The organism is Brevundimonas sp. NIBR10 (assembly GCF_027912515.1).
Lineage (GTDB): Bacteria > Pseudomonadota > Alphaproteobacteria > Caulobacterales > Caulobacteraceae > Brevundimonas.
In genome coordinates this window covers 1,264,172-1,280,519 of sequence record NZ_CP115464.1, presented here as the reverse complement: position 1 = coordinate 1,280,519, position 16,348 = coordinate 1,264,172, and the positions used below count along the sequence as shown (strand labels likewise).

Genomic DNA, 16,348 nt, shown 5'->3' with positions numbered 1-16,348 from the left:
AGGTCAGGCGGCCAGACCGATCGCCTTCATCAGCGGCCTTAGGGTCGCCACGGCCTCGGGCGCGGCACCCAGGGCGGCGCGGGCCTCGGGGGCGCGGAGCAGGCGCAGGGTCTCGGCCTTGGCGCGGTCGGCGACCGGGCCGGTGGTGGATGTCTCCCCCGCCGCCATCCGCAACAGGGCGATCAGCTTCTGGGGCACGGGCGCGGCGGCGCGGCCCATCTGGGCGATGAGCCTGGCCTCGCCCTCCAGCGTACCGCCGACTGCGCCGATGGCACCGTTGATCTGGGCCTCATCAGTCTCCGACAGGGCCGAGGCACGCACCGAGCGTTGCAGCCCCGCCAGAATGTGCAGCTTCTGGGTAATGCGCTGGGGCGAGGTCCGCATCTCGGTCTCGAACCGCAACGAGGTGACGCAGGCGCTGAGCCAGCGGGAGGCGGCCCGCTTGTTCGCAGGTCCCATGACGTTCTCGCAAAGCCGGGTCAGGCTCTCGGCCTCGCACAGCACCGTGTCGCAGGGCACCACATAGGCCTGGACGAAGTCGGCGGTGACCAGGCTCTTGGACCGTTCGGTGAAGGCCGCCTGAACCTCCTCGAGGCTCAGCAGACGCCCTGCCGTCGCCGTCAGGGCCGTGGCGAGGACGCGCAGAATGTCGATCTCGCCGGCGGCGTCGCTGGGCCTGAGACGACGCGGGCCCATCAGTTCGCGCAGCACCATCCGGGCCAGGCTGTTGGCAAGCAGCGGGAACTCCCCGACCGCCAGATGCTCGGCCAGCCGGGCCGCCGGCCCCTCGACCGTCGGCATCAGCAGGGCGAAGCGCGGATCTCGCGCGATCAGGGCCTCGATCTCGCGCGGGGCCACCATCCGCACCACGGCCGCCAGACTGGCCCCCTGATCGAGAGACGGGCCCAGAACGTCGGCCAGACTGGTCCGGACGGCCAGCAGTTCGCACAGGAACTGTTCCATGGCGACCAGGATCAGGGCACGCCCGGGGCCGTCCTTCGGCGCGATATCCACCAGGTCCATGGCCAGGCCCAGTCGCGACCGGGCTCCCTTTCCGGCCGACAGGGCGACACAGAGGACCCCGCCCATGACGAAGGCGCGATCGGGGGTGCCTGCCAGCTTCTGGGCCACCTCGGCCAGGGGCTGCTCGGCCAGGTTGGCAAAGACACGGCGACGCCCGGCGGCGATGACCCGCTCCATCGCCTGCTCCGAGAGCTTCTGGTAGTGCCGGATCAGCTCGTGCGTGGCCTGGCCCGTGGCCTGGCTTTCCGGGATGGCGACTTTCTGGATGGCGTGCTGGACCTCGACGCCCGAGGCCTCCAGACGCTCGACTAGGTCGGGCCGGTGCAGCAGCTCCCAGGCCGTGGCATTGTTGCGCATCAGCCAGTCTTCCAGCACCCGGCCCACCAGGTCGCGGGCATGGGGGGCGTACAGATCCTGGGGGGCCAGGCAGTTCGACGCCTGTCGATCGGGATCGACCAGCCGCTTCTTGGGGCCTTCGGGCATGCCCCGGGTCAGGACCGTGACGCTGTTGAAGGCCATGGTCTCGGGATCGAGGGTTTCCTTGGTGACCCGGACGGCGACCGCACGCTTGTCGCGCAGCACGTCCTCGGCCGTTTCGGTCGCATTCGCCCGGTCCTCGGTGGCCATCAACAGGGTCCACGGCGAGGGTGCCGTCTTGCGTACATAGACTTCGTAATGAACGGGCCCGGCCATGACGACACTCTGCACGACAGGACTTAAGGCGAGGTTTGCGCGTTAATGCTGGCGGCCCGCGCACTGTGGCCGTAATGTCACCGCGATTGCGGGCGAACGGTTACGCTTGCCGTGCGTTGATCACGCCTGACCTGAACCTTCGAGGAGGCCCTGCTTGGCCAATATCACCCTGGTGGACGACGACGAGAACATCGTCGCCTCCGTGTCGCTGGCGCTCGAAAGCCATGGCCACACGGTGGTCGCCTATCACGACGGCGCGACGGGACTGGAGGCGCTGGAAGCCTCGCCGCCCGACCTCGCCATCCTCGACGTCAAGATGCCCCGGATGGACGGGATGGAGGTGTTGCGCCGCCTGCGTCAGACCAGCCAGATCCCGGTCATCATGCTGACCTCCAAGGACGAGGAGATCGACGAGATCCTGGGCTTCAACCTCGGCGCCGACGACTATATCCACAAACCCTTCAGCCAGCGGCTGCTGATCGAGCGGGTGAAGGCCCTGCTGCGACGGACCGGCGCCGACGGCGGCGAGCCCGAGCCCTCGGCCGAGGTGTCGGGCAAGGCGATCCGGCGCGGCAAGCTGGTCATGGACCCGGCCCGGCACGAGAGCACGTGGGACGGCAAGCCGGTCAAGCTGACGGTCACCGAGTTCCTGCTGCTTCAGGCTCTGGCCCAGCGGCCCGGCTTCGTGAAGAGCCGCGACAACCTGATGGACGCCGCCTACGACGATCAGGTCTATGTCGACGACCGCACCATCGACAGCCACGTCAAGCGGATGCGCAAGAAGTTCCGCGTGGTCGACGGCGAATTCGACGCCATCGAAACCCTGTACGGCGTCGGATACCGCTATCGCGAAAGCTGATCGCGTGAGCGATGCGGAGGACGGCCAGCGCCCCGAGGAGCCCGACACCCGCAGAGTGAAGCGGTTCGGTTTTTCGCGTCTGGGCGGGCTGATCCTGGCGTTGAACCTGGTCAGCCTGTTCATCCTGTTCGGCGGGGCCCTGGCCCTGAACGAACTGCGTCAGGGTCTGGTCGAGGCACGGCAGGAAGCCCTGACGTCCCAGGCCGAGCTGCTGGTGCGGGTCCTGGGAGAGCCGCGCGTGGGGGTGACCCAGGGCGTGCCGACCCCCTACCTCGATCCGATCGAGGCGCCGCGCTGGCTGACCGACAACTTCATCCCCGCCGGCCAGAGGGCGCGACTGTTCGATGTGGACGGACTGGCCGTCGCCGACAGCGCGCCGGGCCTGCCGCTTCAGCCGATCGCCGATTCCTATGTGCTGACCGAGGCCATCCCCGGCGAGGCCCTGCCGCCCGCCCGCCCGGCCGGTACACCGGTCGAGGACGACAGCAAGGCGATCGCGCGCGAAAGCAGCGACCTGGCCCGCGCCAACGCCGAACTGTCGGCCGAGGTTGCCGGGGCCCTGGAAGGCCAGCCCCAGGCCAATGTCCGCATGGCCGAGGATGGCCGACGCGTGATCTCGGTCTCCCTGCCCGTCCGCCACGTCCGGCAGGTGCTGGGCGTGCTGACGCTGGAGGCCGGCGACGTCGACCAGATCCTGGATGCCCAGCGGCGCGCGTTGCTGCCCTTCGCGGTGGTGGCCCTGGCGGTGAATCTGCTGGCCAGTCTGTTGCTGCACCTGTTCGTGGCCCGGCCGGTCATGCGGCTGTCGGCAGCGGCCGAAGAAGTGCGACAGGGCCGGGCCCGCGCCATCTCCCTGCCTGACCTCGAGCACCGCAAGGACGAGATCGGCGACCTGGCGCGGTCGCTGGAGACCATGACCGAGACCCTGTCGGACCGGATGGACGCTATCGAGGCCTTCGCCGCCGACGTGTCGCACGAGATCAAGAATCCCCTGACCTCGATCCGGTCAGCGCTGGAGACGCTGGATCTGGTCAAGGAGAAGTCCCAGCGGGATCGGCTGACGGCCCTGTTGCAGGCCGACGTACGCAGGCTGGACCGGCTGATCACCGACATTTCCAATGCCTCGCGGCTGGATGCCGAACTGTCGCGCGACCGGCCGCGACCGGTCGATCTGAACGCGCTGCTGGGCGACATCGTCCAGGTCTATGAGACGACGTCCAAGCCTGGCGAGGCCTCGGTCGTGCTGACGCCCGGCGGCGATGCGCGGGTGCTGGGGCGCGACGGGCCGCTGGGTCAGGTGTTCCGGAACCTGATCGACAACGCCCGCTCCTTCAGCCCGACGGGCGGCGAGGTCCGGGTCACGATCGGGCGCGACGAGACCGATACAGGCCGCATCGTCACCGTGTCGGTGGAGGACGACGGCCCCGGCATCCCGCCCGACAATCTGGAGACGGTGTTCGAGCGGTTCTATACCTCGCGGCCTAGAGGCACGGCCTTCGGGGCCAACTCGGGCCTGGGCCTGTCGATCGTGCGCCAGATCGTCGAGGCCCACGGAGGACGGGTCCGCGCCGAGAACCGCACCGATCCATCGGGCACCGTCGTCGGCGCGCGCTTCCAGGTCGATCTGCCCGCCACCCATCTGGCGGTGGTGCGTCGCCCGTGACCGGCGCAGACGCCGGAGCGATCCATGGCACCGCCGTCGCGACGCAGATCGCCGGGGACTGGCGGGGCGTCCTGCTGACCGGCGCGTCCGGCTCAGGAAAGAGCGATCTGGCGCTGAGGTTGATCGGCGAGGGCTGGCGGCTGATCGGCGACGACTATGTCCATGTCTGGCGCTCCGGTGGGGCGGTGTTCGCCACGGTGCCGGAGCGGATCGCGGGCCGGATCGAGGCGCGGGGCCTGGGCATCGTGGCCACGCCATCGCGCTGGATCAGCCGTATCTCCCTGGTCGTCGCCTGCGGCAGGACGCCGGTGGAGCGCCTGCCCGAGGCCGATGATGTCGAGATCGCGGGGGTTCGCCTGCCCCGTCTGGCGCTCGATATCCGGCCCGCTTCGGCGACGCGGACGCTCGCCCTGGCGCTGTCCTCGGGCGTGCGACAAGTTTGACGTCGGTGCCGCTTTAAACCCCGTGCGGTTTCCTCTATCTAGGCCGGCTTGCGGCCCATCCGGTGCTCCCCTCCGGTCAGGGCGCAGACGCGGGGGCGTTGAGCGGTGAAGCCTTCATGATCGGGCTGGTGATCGTCACCCACGGAGGCCTGGCCTCTGAATTCCTGGCGGCGATGGAGCACGTCGTCGGTCCGCAGAGCGCGGTCGCGGCCATCTGCATCGGCCCCGAGGACGACATGGAACGTCGCCGTCGCGACATCCTGGACGCCGCCGCTGCCGTCGACGACGGCTCGGGCGTGATCCTGCTGACCGACATGTTCGGCGGCACACCGTCGAACCTGGCCATCTCGGTAATGGAACAGACCCATGCCGAGGTCATCGCCGGGCTGAACCTGCCGATGCTGATCAAGCTGGGCTCGGTGCGCGGCCGCGAGAGCCTCGAGGCCTGCGTCGCCCATGCCCAGGATGCGGGGCGCAAATATATCTCGGTCGCGTCCTGGGTTCTGGCGGGCGAGAAATGAGCACGACCACGGCCCCGGTCACGGCGACCGCAAACATCTGCAACACCCGCGGCCTGCACGCTCGCGCCTCGGCCAAGTTCGTGAAGCTGGCCTCGGGCTTCGAAGCCGAAATCCAGGTCACCCGCGACGGCCAGACGGTTGATGCCCGCTCGATCATGGGCCTGCTGATGCTGGGTGCCGGCAACGGCTGCACAATCGACATCTCGGCCGAGGGCTCCGACGCCCCAGAGGCAGTCGAGGCTCTGCTCGATCTGGTCGCGCGGAAGTTCGACGAGGACGCCTGAGGCGTCAGCCGGCGTAACCTTTTCCCCGCCGCCAGCGTATCTCTCCCGCAAGCCCACATTGCGCGGCCCACTTCGACGTGGGAGCGTCGGCGGGGCAAGGGAGCGGGCGATGACGGATCAGACGGCCGATGCGGCTGCGGGACCAGAGGCCTCCGGCCGCCACGCCGACCGGCCCCTGCCCGGCGGGCGGGTCGATACCTGGCGGCATCCCGTGCTCGTGCGAATCACCCACTGGCTGAACGTCATCGCAGTAATCGTGCTCATCATGAGCGGGCTGAATATCCTGATGGCGCATCCGGCCCTGTACTGGGGCCTGCGTTCGACCTTCGAGGACCCCTGGGTGCGGATCGCGACGGTGCCGGACTGGCTGATGCTCCCGCAGGGGCGGAACCTGGCCGAGGCCCGAACCTGGCATTTCGCCTTCGCCTGGGTGTTTGTGCTGAACGGGCTGATCTACCTGATCTACGGATTTATCTCGGGCCGGTTCGGACGGCGACTGTGGCCGACCGTCGCCGACCTGAAGGGGTTCTGGCCCTCGGTGGTCGAACATGCCCGGTTCCACTTCCCCAAGGACGACCACGCGCGAGTCTATAACGTCATCCAGAAGCTGACCTATCTGGCCATGGTTCTGATCGTCCTGCCGATGATGCTGATCACCGGCCTGTCGATGTCGCCGGGGTTCAATGCGATCGGCGGGCTGCTGCTGGACCTTATGGGCGGCCGTCAGTCGGCGCGGACCCTGCATTTCATCTCGGCCGGGCTGATCGTCGCCTTCATCGTCATTCATGTCGGGCTGGTGATCTGGACGGGCCTGTTCAACAACATGCGGGCGATGATCACCGGCTGGTTCGTGATCGAGCCGACCCCCAGGCCTAAGGGAGACGACCGATGAACCGCCGTCGCTGGCTGGCCGGTGCGCTCGCCACTCTGGGAGCCGCCGCCCTGTCCGCCTGCAGCCCGACCACCCCGCCGGTGGTTCTTCAGGCCCTGCGGATGGCTGAGGGTCTGACCCGACGCGCGCAGCGGCTGCTGGTTCCGCGCGAGGCTCTCGCGCCCGAATACGCCGTTGCCGACATCTCGCCCGACTTCCGCGCCAACGGCTCGGTCGATCCGGCGGCGGCCGACTATGTGGCGCTGAGGGACGGTGGATTTTCCGACTATCGGCTGGTCATCGACGGTCTGGTTGAGCGGCCGCTAAATCTGTCCCTGGACGACCTGCGCGCCCGGCCCAGCCGCACCCAGATCACCAAACACGACTGCGTAGAGGGCTGGACCTCGATCGGTCAATGGACCGGGGTGCGGCTTGAAACCCTGATCGACGAGGCCGGCCTGAAGCCGGAGGCCCGCTACCTCGTCTTTCACTGTTTCGACGCCCTGACCCAGACCGAGGACGGACCTCGGTATTACGAGAGCATCGACCTGATCGATGCCCGCCATCCCCAGACCATCCTGGCCTATGACATGAACGGCGAGGTCCTGACCGTGCCCCATGGCGCGCCGCTCAGGCTGCGGGTCGAGCGCCAGCTGGGCTACAAGCACGCAAAATACATTCGCCGCATCGAGGCCGTCGAAAGCTTCGATCACATCCAGGGTGGCCGGGGCGGATACTGGGAAGACCAGGGCTATGAGTGGTATGCGGGGATCTAGTTTTCGGGCTCTGCGTCACGCGCCTCAGTGATGCGGTGGTGGGCGCGGACGATCGAGCCGGCCACCTCGTTCCGGTGCGCGCCCGGATTCTGATAGTTCCGCTGGGCGTCATAAAGACCCTGCAGATAGGCCATGTCCCAGTCGGTCAGGCCGTCGGTCTGGCCGGGGTCCTTGAACACGTTCAGCACGGTCGCATAGGCGCTGGTGTCCGCATCGGGGTCGACCTGGGCCAGGACGACCATGGACAGATAGTCGCCGAGCTGTTGCAGCGACACGCCTGAGATCTTGTCCACGTCGACGATCACGAAGGCCCGTTTGGTGTCGTCGACGAGGTTGGTGGTGATCCGCGATCCCGTGCTGCGGACATACGGGGCCTCTTCGCCCGGTAACCTCACCGCGATGGCGCCTGTGTCGCTGTCCACCGGGATGCTGACGTTCCACCACCGGACGGGCTGGTCGTTGGTCTTGAAGCGCTGCAGACCGGTCCGGCCCAGATCCATACCGCCTCCGCCGACGATGAACAGGCGCGGCCGCATCGCGACGAACTGTTCGGTGAAGGCATTCGCGTCGGTGACGGCGATGATCAGGACGCTGGGCTCGCACCCGGGTGCGCCGGCGCGCAGGCCCAGGTCCTGGGCCACGGTGGACACCCGGTCGACGATATACTGGGCCGTTTCGTTGCGCAGGTTGGCGGCGCCGACGCAGACACCGTCGCGCCAGCGGGCCAGGCCGCGTCCCCGCGCCGGCGCCCCGACCTCGCGGACGAAGGCCTGGGTCGCCTCGTCCAGTCGTCCGCCCTCGACGACGATGTCACCCAGATCGACTGCGCCGGGATCAGAGGTCGCGGCTGGTGGCGCGGGCATGGGCTGGGGTTGGACCTGAACTTGCGCGGGTTGCGCCATCAGGAGGGCGGCGGACAGGGCGAGAGAAAGCATTTTACTGGCCTGACGAATGCGATCGCGGCGCGATCCTTCGGATGATCAGACTACTCTGCCGCGATCAGGGCGGCAATCAGATCGGGTCAGGCGGCGCGAAGCCGGCGCTCGCGCACCGTGGTCTCGACCTGGCCGAAATGCTGGAGGATCTGGGCGCGGGCCATCGGTGGGGCGACGAAATAGCCCTGGGCCTGGTTGCAACCCTCGGCGCGCAGCATGTCGAGCTGGGCGCGGGTCTCGACCCCTTCGGCCAGCACCTTGACCCCGATGGCGCCCGACAGGTCGCTGATCGCGCGGATGATGGAGGCGGCGTCCTCTCGCACCCCCAGGGGCGTCACGAACGACCGGTCGATCTTGATCTTGTCGATCGGGAACTGACCCAGGTAGCTGAGGCTGGAATAGCCGGTGCCGAAGTCGTCGAGCGCGATCTGGAAGCCCAGCTTGCGCAGTTGCTCCAGGTTGCCCAGCACCGTGGTTCCCGCCTCAAGCAACAGCCCCTCGGTGATCTCGAACTCGAAGCCCTGCGGCTTGACGTCATGCTTCTTCAGCAGGTCGCGCACCGTGGTGATGAAACCGGGCGACTGCAGCTGGATCGGCGAGACGTTGATGGCGACCTTGAGATTGGGCCACAGGACGGAATCGGCGAACGCATGGTCCATGGCGTAGCGGCCCAGCGCCTCGCCCAGGCCCGCCGCCTCGGCCAGAGGCACGAACAGGCTGGGCGGGATGGCGCCCCGGGTCGAGTGGGGCCAGCGCATCAGGGCCTCGACCCCGATGGTCACGCCGCGCTCGTCGATCTGGGGCTGGTAGACCATGCGCAGCACACCGTCGGCCAGGGCCTGACGCAGTTCGATCTCCAGGTCGAGCTTCAGCCGTTGGGCTTCGTCCAGAGAGGCGTCGAAGAAGGCCAGGTCCCCACCGGCGGTCCGGGCCGCCGAACAGGCCAGCCGGGCCTGACGCAGAGCCTCGCGCGGGTCCGTGACCGACAGGTCGGCGAAGTTGACCCCGATCGTGGCACCGACCGCGACCTCTCCCGCCGGAGTCGCGACCGGCAGGGCCATCAGCTTGCCGATCTGACCGCCCACCAGGGCGAGCTTGATCTCGCTCGACGAAGGATGGAACAGGGCCAGGGTGTTGTCGCCGATGCGCGCGACAGTCCCGGTATGCCCGAGGGCCGAGCACAGTCGCAGACTGAGCTCCCTCAGGACCTCGTCGCCACAGCCCGCGCCCAGCCGGTCATAGACATCGCGCAGACGTTCCAGGCTGATGCAGACGACGGCGACCCTGGGCTGGGTCGAGGCCTGATGGCCCAGCGCTTCGACGAACCCTTCGGTATTGGGAAGCTGGGTCACCGGATCGCGTCGGCGCAGGTGCGAAGCCCCCGCACGCGCCGCCAGTTCGGCATCGCGGCCCTTTTTCCACTGCCGCAGCAGGAGCAGGGTCGAGGCGATCAGGCCAGCGTTGATCGTCGGCATCGAGGGGGCCAGCGTCGGGATGGCCGAGGCCTGGAGCACCAGGAAGATCACCAGCGACGCCAGGGTGACCAGGGCGGCAAGCGTCAGCACGTCCATCGTGTGGCCGGCGACATTGCGCAGAAGCGCATCGGGAGATCTGGTCGTCATGCGGTGTCCCGCGGTGTCACTGGACGACATCCCTAGATCACAGCCTCTAAAGAACCCCTGAACTTCCGATAAAATTCAACAGGGCAGCGTTGACCGCATCCGGCCGCTCCTGCTGGATCCAGTGGCCGGCACCCGGCAGGACGATCTGGCCGCGCAGGTCGGTCAGCCACAGGGGCTGTTCCGCCTCATGCTTTCCGGAATAGTTCCGCACCGGGTCGCGTTCGCCGACGATGAACAGTGACGGCTGGTCGATCCGGAGGTCCTGCACGAAGGCCGTCAGCGACCAGTTCAGATCCAGGCAGCGATACCAGTCGATCGGTGCCTTGAACCCGGACGTCGAGAAGGCCGCGACATACTCCGCGAAATGCGTCTCGCTCATCCACGGCGGCAGGGTCGCGTCCTCGGGGACGACCGACAGCATGTCTTCGCCCGGCGGGATGAACCCCGTCGACTGGCGCTCTGTCGGCGTCGCGCCGTCATAGCCATAGAAGCATTTGCGCAGGGCGGCTGCCGGATCCGCGTCGAAGATGGCGTGGGCATCATCGGCCTGGAACCGCGAGATATAGAGGTCGCCCAGTCCCGCCCGCGTCGAGATCGCGGCCATGGCGGGGATCGGCGGGCCGCTCGCTCTGCGCGGCTGGAACGGCACCGACAGGCCGGCGACGGCGCGAAACATGTCGGGTCGCATCAGGGCGCAGTGCCAGGCCACCGCCGCACCCCAGTCATGACCGATGACGATGCACCGCGTCTCGCCGAGCGCCCGGACCAGATCGACCATGTCGCCGACCAGGTGCAGGATGGAATAGCCGTCCGGCCGGTCCGGTCCGGCACTGTCACCATAGCCGCGCATGTCGGGGGCGACCGTGCGATAGCCCGCCTGGGCAAGGGCGGCGATCTGGTCGCGCCAGCTCAGGGCAAGTTCGGGGAAACCGTGGATCAGCAGCACGAGAGGGCCCTGGCCGGCCTCCAGAACGGCCTGGCGTCTGCCGTCGGTCTCGACCTTTCGCGTCTGCACGGTGTGGGATCCTGTGGCCGGTTGATGTCGTCTGACCCCTGATAGGGCGGCCGCGCGCGGTGCGCCACGTCCAGGACCGGCTCGATCCCGGCGAAATGCTCCGGAATGTGATCTCAGCGCGCGTCCCTGCTGGACGGCAGTGCGCCAATCGCACTAAGGCATGGAGTCTTGTCCCGGAGCGTATGATGCCCCCCCGACTGAGCGCACGTCAGGACCAGTGCATCCGCTTGACCGCCTTTCGGACGGACAAGGAGATCGCCGCCCATCTCGGCATCTCAGAGGCGACGGTCAAGAAACACGTCCATGAGGCCTGCCAGCGCCTGGGCGTGAACCGGCGCAAGGCGGCCCTGGCGATCCTGGACCAAATGGGACCAGGGCCGAATGACCCCATAGCCGAAACGGTCCCCCCGCGCTCCGATGAGGCTGTCGAGGGGAAATCGAACAATGGCCAAGTCGGTGGGCCCGCTGCCGCAGTGGAGCTGGGACGAACTGGAGATCGCACTGGATCGGCTGGGAACGGCGGATCGGGACCATCCGGTGCGCCTGCACCTGATGCGCGCCCTGAAGGCCGAGGCAGCCGTAGCGACATCGTCGACGGACCTTCTTACGTCGGTCCTGTCGATGGCGGCGCTGCTGGCGCAAACGCCCGGTTCGGTTACCGCGCTCCACCGCGAGGATCGCTCCTTCGGCTGATCCTGATCGGCGTCACCGCTATCATTCTGGTCGCCATGCTGATCACCGTCGGCGGACTTGTCAGCGAGTTCCACCATGTGGTCGAGAGGTTCGACCCCGAGGCCAAGTGATCAGGAGCCGCCGACTTGCCCCCCGTACAGCTCTTCTTCCTGTGTTCGGCGCTGCTGATCCTGCCGCTTGCATGGGTCAAAGGCGGGCATCCGGAGCGGGCGGGGGTGGCGCTGTTCATCGGTGCCTATGTGTCCGGGCCCTTCCTGCAAGGCTACCAGGTCGGTGACGTGATGGTGGCGGTCGCGCTTTGCGACCTGGTCGTCTGGTCGGTCTTCGTCGGATTGGCGCTCCGATACGACCGGTGGTGGCTGCTCCTGGCCTCGGGAGCCCAGAGCCTGAACGTGCTGTCGCACGCGGCCATCCTGCTGACCCCGGACCTGAGCACCCGTGAAGCGGTCGCGGCCCAGTGGGTGTTCGGCCTCGTCTCCCTCTATGCCCTGTTCAGCGGCATCCTCGAGCGTCATCTGTCCGGGGAGCGTGCGGCTAGCCCCGCGCTGTTCCGGACACCCGCGCCGCAAACCTGACTTGAACATATAAGGACATCCTTATATGTCTCGCTCCAACTCGCGGACCGCGAAGCCATCCAGGAGCCTGCCTTGTCCCGTTCGTCCTTCCTCTTTACTTCGGAAAGCGTGTCCGAGGGCCATCCCGACAAGGTCGCCGACCGCATCTCGGACACCGTGGTCGATCTGTTCCTGGCCAAGGACCCCTATGCGCGTATCGCCTGCGAAACCCTGACCACGACCAACCTGGTGGTCCTGGCCGGCGAGATCCGCGGCGAAGGCATCATGGACACGGCCGGCAACTGGGCCCCCGGGGTCCAGGACGAGATCGAGGCCGCCGTGCGCGCGGCCGTCAAGGACATCGGCTACGAGCAGACCGGCTTCCACTGGGAAACCTTCGAGTTCATCAACCGCCTGCACACCCAGTCGGCCGACATCGCCGTGGGCGTGGACGCCGCCGGCAACAAGGACGAGGGCGCGGGCGACCAGGGCATCATGTTCGGCTATGCCTCGAACGAGACGCCCGAGCTGATGCCGGCGACCCTGCAATACAGCCACAACATCCTCAAGAAACTGGCCGAGGTCCGTCACGCCGGCGGCTCCAAGCTGGAGCCTGATGCCAAGTCGCAGGTGACGATCCAGTATGTGGACGGCAAGCCGGTCCGCGCCACCTCGATCGTGCTCTCGACCCAGCACGCACCGGGCCTGTCGTCGGCCGACGTCGCCGACATCGTCAAGCCGCACATCCTCTCGGTCCTGCCCGAGGGCTTCACCGACGAGAACACCGTCTGGCACATCAACCCGACCGGCATCTTCGAGATCGGCGGACCGGATGGTGACGCGGGCGTGACCGGCCGCAAGATCATCGTTGACACCTACGGCGGCGCGGCCCCCCACGGCGGCGGTGCCTTCAGCGGCAAGGATCCGACCAAGGTCGATCGCTCGGCCGCCTATGCCTGCCGCTACCTGGCCAAGAACGTGGTCGCCGCCGGCATCGCCGACCGCTGCACCATCCAGATCTCCTACGCCATCGGCGTGGCCAAACCCCAGTCGATCCACGTCGACCTGCACGGTACGGCCACGGGCGCGATCACCGAGGCGGTCCTGGAAGACAAGATTCTGGGCCTGATCGGCGGCGCCACGCCGCGCGCGATCCGCGAGCACCTGGGTCTGAACAAGCCGATCTACGCCCGCACCTCCGCCTATGGTCATTTCGGCCGGACCCCGGACGCCGACGGCGGCTTCAGCTGGGAGAAGACCGACCTGGTCGATCAGCTCAAGGCCCTGGCGTAATCGGGCCGTAAAGCCTGATTTTCGTTGACGGAACACAGGGTTCGTCGGCTTAATCCCCTCGCTATCAATCGGTGATCGTCACCGGCGTAGCGGGGGACTACCTTATGAGAACCATGATCGGCGCCCTTGCGGGCGCGGCCCTTCTGGCATGCGTCGGCGGCGCGGCGTCGGCCGAGCCGGACGGCGACGACTACACCTTTACCCTGTACAACGCCTCCAGCCAGACGGTCCTGACCTTCCAGACCGCCCGGACCAACGGGTCGTGGAGCAACGACTGGATCCCGACGCGGGTGCTGGAGGAGGGCGACGACGTCGATATGCGGTTCTTCGATTCCGAAGACGAATGCGAATACAATACCAAGGTCACCATGGCCGACGGGACCGAATATTACGAGACCATCGACTACTGCGAGATCGAGGACGTCTACGTCACGGACGAGGGCTTCTACGCCGAATAGGCGAGGCCAATGCTTTCAGGATCGCCGGTCGTCGCCGAGGGGCGCGGCCGGCGATTTTGCGTTATAGGGCCGCCCATGCCCGCCTCCCGACCCCGCAATCCCGGCGATCCCGCCCATCCCCGTGCCTCAGGCCCCTTGCGGTCCTTCGGCCGGATCAAGTCACGCGTCATCAAGCCCTTGCAGGCGGCGCTGTTCGACAGCCTGCTGCCGTCCATCGCCGTGCCCGATCCGGCGGCAGGGCCGATCGACCCACGTGCCCTGATGCCCGAGGCCACCGAGGTCTGGCTCGAGATCGGCTTCGGCGGCGGTGAGCACCTGGCGGCGCAGGCGGCGCGTCGGCCCGACGTTCTGATCCTGGGGTGCGAGCCGTTTCTGAACGGGGTGGCGTCCCTGTTGCGCCATGTCGATGACGGCGATCTGAAGAACGTCCGCATCCACGGCGACGACGCCCGGGCGGTGGTCGAGGCCCTGCCCGACGCCTCGCTGGACCGGATCCTGATCCTGTTCCCCGATCCCTGGCACAAGGTGCGCCACAACAAGCGGCGGCTCATCCAGCCCGAGTTCGTGGCCGAGCTGACGCGGGTGCTGAAGCCCGGCGGGCGGCTGCGGTTCGTGACCGACTGGAAGGACTATGCCTCCTGGGCGCTGGAGCGTTTGCAGGCTTCGCCGCACCTGACCTGGCTGGCCGAGGAGGCCGACGACTGGCGTACCGCGCCCGCCGACCACGTCGTCACGCGATACGAGGAGAAGGCGCTCGGCGACACCGCGCCGCTGTTTCTGGAATTCGAGCGGATCTAGGGTCGGGGTCGCAGACGCCGCAATAGCCACAGGGTGGCCAGCACCAGGACGGCCTTGACCAGGGCCCCGATCAGGAAGGGCGTCGCCCCTACCTGTACCGCCCGACCGGGGTCCAGCCCGATGCTGAGGATCAGCCAGCCGGTCCCGCACGCCAGGATCAGGGCGTGGGCCAGCAGCAGGATGGCGAAGCCGGGCAGAGGCCGTTCCAGCCCGCCCTGCTCCCTGGCCCAGCCGATCAGGAAGGCCGCCGCAGGAAAGCCCATCAGATAGCCCGCGCTGCCTCCGGTCGCCGCGATCATGCCGCCCGCCCCGTTGGCCAGTACGGGCAAACCCGCCATCGCCAGGGCCAGGTACAGGACCACGCTCGCCACCCCCCAGCGCGGTCCCAGCACGGCTCCGGCCAGCAGCACGGCCCAGGTCTGCATCGTCATCGGGACGGGGTAGAGCGGGATCGCGATCTGGGCGGCGACCGCGATCAGCAGGGCGAACCCGACCGTCCCTGACATCATCAGCCAGACGCTGCGAGGGGCGTTGAAGGAGCGGCTTGTCGTCATGACCGAGGCGAACCATGTTCGGGCCGTCGGCCGCAAGGCCTGTTCGACATCTCCGCTGGATTTCCTGACGGAATGACGTCAAAGACTAAGTTCTCAAACGAAACTGACCTTGGAAACGCTCATGGCCTTCGATCTCTACGACGCCTCCGTCCCCGCCTTCTTGCGTGGCCTCAAGGCCCTGTCCGCCCTGCTCGACAAGGCGCTGGCCCAGGATTTTGACGAGGCAGCGCTGATGGAGGCGCGCCTGGCCCCCGACATGAACCCCTTCCCGGCCCAGATCCGCACCGCCGCCTTTTCCGCGCGCGGCTGTGTCGCCCGCCTGACCGGCCAGGACTGGCCGAAGACCGAGGACGACGAGGCCACTTTCGCCGAGCTTCAGGCGACGATCGCCCTGTCGATTGCCTTCATCGAATCCGTGCCGCGCGAGGCCTTCGCCGGTGCCGAGGATCGCGACGTCGTGCTGAAATTCCCTAACGGCCAGTTCGATTTCAAAGGCGCGGGATACCTGACCGGCTTCGCCCTGCCGAACTTCTATTTCCATGTCACGACGGCCTATGCGCTGCTGCGCGCGGCGGGCGTCGAGATCGGCAAGCGCGACTATATGGGCGTGCCGGCTTAGCCGCTAACATCATGCCCGTGACTGTGGTAGGATAAAATCCTACTACAGGAGTCCGACATGGCCGCCGCCGAAAAGCTCAGCGTCACCCTCACCGCCGCCATGGTGCGCGACCTGGAGGCCAGCGTCGCCGCCGGGGAGTTCGCCTCCACCAGCGAGGCACTGCGCGACGCCGTACGGATGTGGCGCGACGCCCGCGAGGAACGCGCCGAGCGACTGGCGGCGATCAGGGCGCGGCTGAAGGCCTCGGCAGAGGACACGAGGCCTCGGCTGACGGCCGGAGAATTCCGTCGCAGTATGGAAGAGTTCCACGCCGATCAAATGACGGAGGCGGCTCGACTTGCGGCGGCTTGAGGTCGTCTTCAGCCGCGATTCATTGACGGACCTAAAAGACATCTATGCCTGGATCGCGTCAAACGGTGCCGGCCCAATCACCGCTGAACGATACACCCGTCGAATAGAAGACCGGTGCAATGACATCGGAAGCGCGCCGAGCACTGGGCGAGCAAGAAATGATCTGCTGCCGGGTTTGCGCCTGATCACTTTCGAACGCAGCGCAACGATCGCCTATCGCGAGATCGAAGACGTGGTCGAGATCCTCAATATCTTCGGTGCCGGACGCGACTACGAGGCCTTCTACCTCGACGACGACAAACAGGGCTGACAACGCCGTCCGG

At 67.4% G+C, this 16,348-nt stretch carries 20 protein-coding genes; 15 read left to right on the top strand and 5 right to left on the bottom strand.

Annotated features, from left to right (window positions below):
- Window positions 1-3 precede the first annotated feature (3 nt).
- Window positions 4-1,716 (bottom strand): hypothetical protein, encoded by a 1,713-nt coding sequence (locus O5K39_RS06200; RefSeq protein ID WP_271146405.1) that lies wholly within the window; start codon window positions 1,714-1,716, stop codon window positions 4-6.
- A 154-nt stretch (window positions 1,717-1,870) separates the two neighbouring features.
- Here O5K39_RS06200 and O5K39_RS06195 point away from each other — a divergent pair, with 154 nt between their 5' ends.
- The 7 genes from O5K39_RS06195 to O5K39_RS06165 all read left to right on the top strand — a co-directional run bounded on the left by O5K39_RS06195 (window position 1,871) and on the right by O5K39_RS06165 (window position 7,133).
- Entirely contained in the window at window positions 1,871-2,575 is a 705-nt protein-coding gene (locus O5K39_RS06195) for a response regulator transcription factor (RefSeq protein WP_271146404.1), read from the top strand.
- A 4-nt stretch (window positions 2,576-2,579) separates the two neighbouring features.
- Window positions 2,580-4,238, top strand: coding sequence for an ATP-binding protein (locus O5K39_RS06190; protein ID WP_271146403.1), 1,659 nt, complete (start codon window positions 2,580-2,582; stop codon window positions 4,236-4,238).
- Window positions 4,235-4,681, top strand: a complete 447-nt coding sequence (locus O5K39_RS06185) for a serine kinase (protein ID WP_271146402.1) — start codon at window positions 4,235-4,237, stop codon at window positions 4,679-4,681. Before O5K39_RS06190 ends, O5K39_RS06185 begins: the two co-directional genes overlap by 4 nt.
- A gap of 116 nt (window positions 4,682-4,797) precedes the next feature.
- Window positions 4,798-5,202, top strand: coding sequence for a PTS sugar transporter subunit IIA (locus O5K39_RS06180; RefSeq protein WP_271147114.1), 405 nt, complete (start codon window positions 4,798-4,800; stop codon window positions 5,200-5,202).
- Window positions 5,199-5,486, top strand: a complete 288-nt coding sequence (locus tag O5K39_RS06175) for an HPr family phosphocarrier protein (protein WP_271146401.1) — start codon at window positions 5,199-5,201, stop codon at window positions 5,484-5,486. The genes O5K39_RS06180 and O5K39_RS06175 overlap by 4 nt, the downstream gene beginning before the upstream one ends.
- A gap of 109 nt (window positions 5,487-5,595) precedes the next feature.
- Window positions 5,596-6,378 carry a cytochrome b/b6 domain-containing protein gene (locus O5K39_RS06170; protein WP_271146400.1) on the top strand — a complete coding sequence of 261 codons (783 nt, stop codon included), beginning with the start codon at window positions 5,596-5,598 and terminating at the stop codon, window positions 6,376-6,378.
- Window positions 6,375-7,133 (top strand): molybdopterin-dependent oxidoreductase, encoded by a 759-nt coding sequence (locus O5K39_RS06165; RefSeq protein WP_271146399.1) that lies wholly within the window; start codon window positions 6,375-6,377, stop codon window positions 7,131-7,133. Before O5K39_RS06170 ends, O5K39_RS06165 begins: the two co-directional genes overlap by 4 nt.
- On the opposite strand, the gene O5K39_RS06160 is transcribed toward O5K39_RS06165, so the two are convergent.
- The 3 genes from O5K39_RS06160 to O5K39_RS06150 form a co-directional block, all read right to left on the bottom strand.
- On the bottom strand, window positions 7,130-8,068 hold the full coding sequence (locus tag O5K39_RS06160) for a hypothetical protein (RefSeq protein WP_271146398.1): 939 nt from the start codon (window positions 8,066-8,068) through the stop codon (window positions 7,130-7,132). The two genes, O5K39_RS06165 and O5K39_RS06160, sit on opposite strands and share 4 nt — an antisense overlap.
- Window positions 8,069-8,154: 86 nt before the next feature.
- Window positions 8,155-9,690, bottom strand: a complete 1,536-nt coding sequence (locus O5K39_RS06155; protein ID WP_271146397.1) for a GGDEF domain-containing phosphodiesterase — start codon at window positions 9,688-9,690, stop codon at window positions 8,155-8,157.
- Window positions 9,691-9,736: 46 nt separating this feature from the next.
- Window positions 9,737-10,705: an alpha/beta hydrolase gene (locus O5K39_RS06150; protein ID WP_271146396.1), complete on the bottom strand. Its 969-nt coding sequence runs from the start codon at window positions 10,703-10,705 to the stop codon at window positions 9,737-9,739.
- 444 nt (window positions 10,706-11,149) lie between these two features.
- Here O5K39_RS06150 and O5K39_RS06145 point away from each other — a divergent pair, with 444 nt between their 5' ends.
- From O5K39_RS06145 to trmB, 5 genes are all read left to right on the top strand, one after another.
- Window positions 11,150-11,398 (top strand): hypothetical protein, encoded by a 249-nt coding sequence (locus tag O5K39_RS06145; RefSeq protein WP_271146395.1) that lies wholly within the window; start codon window positions 11,150-11,152, stop codon window positions 11,396-11,398.
- A 125-nt stretch (window positions 11,399-11,523) separates the two neighbouring features.
- Window positions 11,524-11,973: a hypothetical protein gene (locus tag O5K39_RS06140; RefSeq protein WP_271146394.1), complete on the top strand. Its 450-nt coding sequence runs from the start codon at window positions 11,524-11,526 to the stop codon at window positions 11,971-11,973.
- Between the two features lie 72 nt (window positions 11,974-12,045).
- The gene (metK, locus tag O5K39_RS06135; protein ID WP_271146393.1) at window positions 12,046-13,245 is read left to right on the top strand and encodes a methionine adenosyltransferase; all 1,200 of its coding nucleotides are present in this window, start codon (window positions 12,046-12,048) and stop codon (window positions 13,243-13,245) included.
- A gap of 113 nt (window positions 13,246-13,358) precedes the next feature.
- Window positions 13,359-13,703 carry a hypothetical protein gene (locus O5K39_RS06130; protein WP_271146392.1) on the top strand — a complete coding sequence of 115 codons (345 nt, stop codon included), beginning with the start codon at window positions 13,359-13,361 and terminating at the stop codon, window positions 13,701-13,703.
- Between the two features lie 75 nt (window positions 13,704-13,778).
- Window positions 13,779-14,501 carry a tRNA (guanosine(46)-N7)-methyltransferase TrmB gene (gene trmB / locus O5K39_RS06125; RefSeq protein ID WP_271146391.1) on the top strand — a complete coding sequence of 241 codons (723 nt, stop codon included), beginning with the start codon at window positions 13,779-13,781 and terminating at the stop codon, window positions 14,499-14,501.
- Here trmB and O5K39_RS06120 read toward each other — a convergent pair.
- Complete coding sequence (locus tag O5K39_RS06120) at window positions 14,498-15,055, bottom strand: biotin transporter BioY (RefSeq protein WP_271146390.1); 558 nt, start codon at window positions 15,053-15,055, stop codon at window positions 14,498-14,500. The genes trmB and O5K39_RS06120 overlap by 4 nt on opposite strands.
- A gap of 121 nt (window positions 15,056-15,176) precedes the next feature.
- Between O5K39_RS06120 and O5K39_RS06115 the strand changes: the two genes are divergently transcribed.
- From O5K39_RS06115 to O5K39_RS06105, 3 genes are read left to right on the top strand one after another with little or no spacing between them, the layout of a single operon-like run.
- Complete coding sequence (locus tag O5K39_RS06115) at window positions 15,177-15,674, top strand: DUF1993 domain-containing protein (RefSeq protein ID WP_271146389.1); 498 nt, start codon at window positions 15,177-15,179, stop codon at window positions 15,672-15,674.
- A 57-nt stretch (window positions 15,675-15,731) separates the two neighbouring features.
- A complete protein-coding gene (locus O5K39_RS06110; protein WP_271146388.1) occupies window positions 15,732-16,025 on the top strand; it encodes a ribbon-helix-helix protein, CopG family in 294 nt (97 codons plus the stop codon).
- Window positions 16,012-16,335 carry a type II toxin-antitoxin system RelE/ParE family toxin gene (locus O5K39_RS06105; RefSeq protein WP_271146387.1) on the top strand — a complete coding sequence of 108 codons (324 nt, stop codon included), beginning with the start codon at window positions 16,012-16,014 and terminating at the stop codon, window positions 16,333-16,335. Before O5K39_RS06110 ends, O5K39_RS06105 begins: the two co-directional genes overlap by 14 nt.
- The last annotated feature ends 13 nt before the right edge of the window (window positions 16,336-16,348 follow it).

Bases quoted from the DNA above. Each gene is read 5' to 3' on its own strand.
- trmB (WP_271146391.1), top strand. From the start codon at position 13,779: ATGCCCGCCTCCCGACCCCGCAATCCCGGCGATCCCGCCCATCCCCGT.
- O5K39_RS06180 (WP_271147114.1), top strand. From the start codon at position 4,798: ATGATCGGGCTGGTGATCGTCACCCACGGAGGCCTGGCCTCTGAATTC.
- O5K39_RS06110 (WP_271146388.1), top strand. From the start codon at position 15,732: ATGGCCGCCGCCGAAAAGCTCAGCGTCACCCTCACCGCCGCCATGGTG.
- O5K39_RS06130 (WP_271146392.1), top strand. From the start codon at position 13,359: ATGATCGGCGCCCTTGCGGGCGCGGCCCTTCTGGCATGCGTCGGCGGC.
- O5K39_RS06145 (WP_271146395.1), top strand. From the start codon at position 11,150: ATGGCCAAGTCGGTGGGCCCGCTGCCGCAGTGGAGCTGGGACGAACTG.
- O5K39_RS06155 (WP_271146397.1), bottom strand. From the start codon at position 9,690: ATGACGACCAGATCTCCCGATGCGCTTCTGCGCAATGTCGCCGGCCAC.
- O5K39_RS06115 (WP_271146389.1), top strand. From the start codon at position 15,177: ATGGCCTTCGATCTCTACGACGCCTCCGTCCCCGCCTTCTTGCGTGGC.
- O5K39_RS06165 (WP_271146399.1), top strand. From the start codon at position 6,375: ATGAACCGCCGTCGCTGGCTGGCCGGTGCGCTCGCCACTCTGGGAGCC.
- O5K39_RS06175 (WP_271146401.1), top strand. From the start codon at position 5,199: ATGAGCACGACCACGGCCCCGGTCACGGCGACCGCAAACATCTGCAAC.
- O5K39_RS06170 (WP_271146400.1), top strand. From the start codon at position 5,596: ATGACGGATCAGACGGCCGATGCGGCTGCGGGACCAGAGGCCTCCGGC.
- O5K39_RS06120 (WP_271146390.1), bottom strand. From the start codon at position 15,055: ATGACGACAAGCCGCTCCTTCAACGCCCCTCGCAGCGTCTGGCTGATG.
- O5K39_RS06200 (WP_271146405.1), bottom strand. From the start codon at position 1,716: ATGGCCGGGCCCGTTCATTACGAAGTCTATGTACGCAAGACGGCACCC.
- O5K39_RS06160 (WP_271146398.1), bottom strand. From the start codon at position 8,068: ATGCTTTCTCTCGCCCTGTCCGCCGCCCTCCTGATGGCGCAACCCGCG.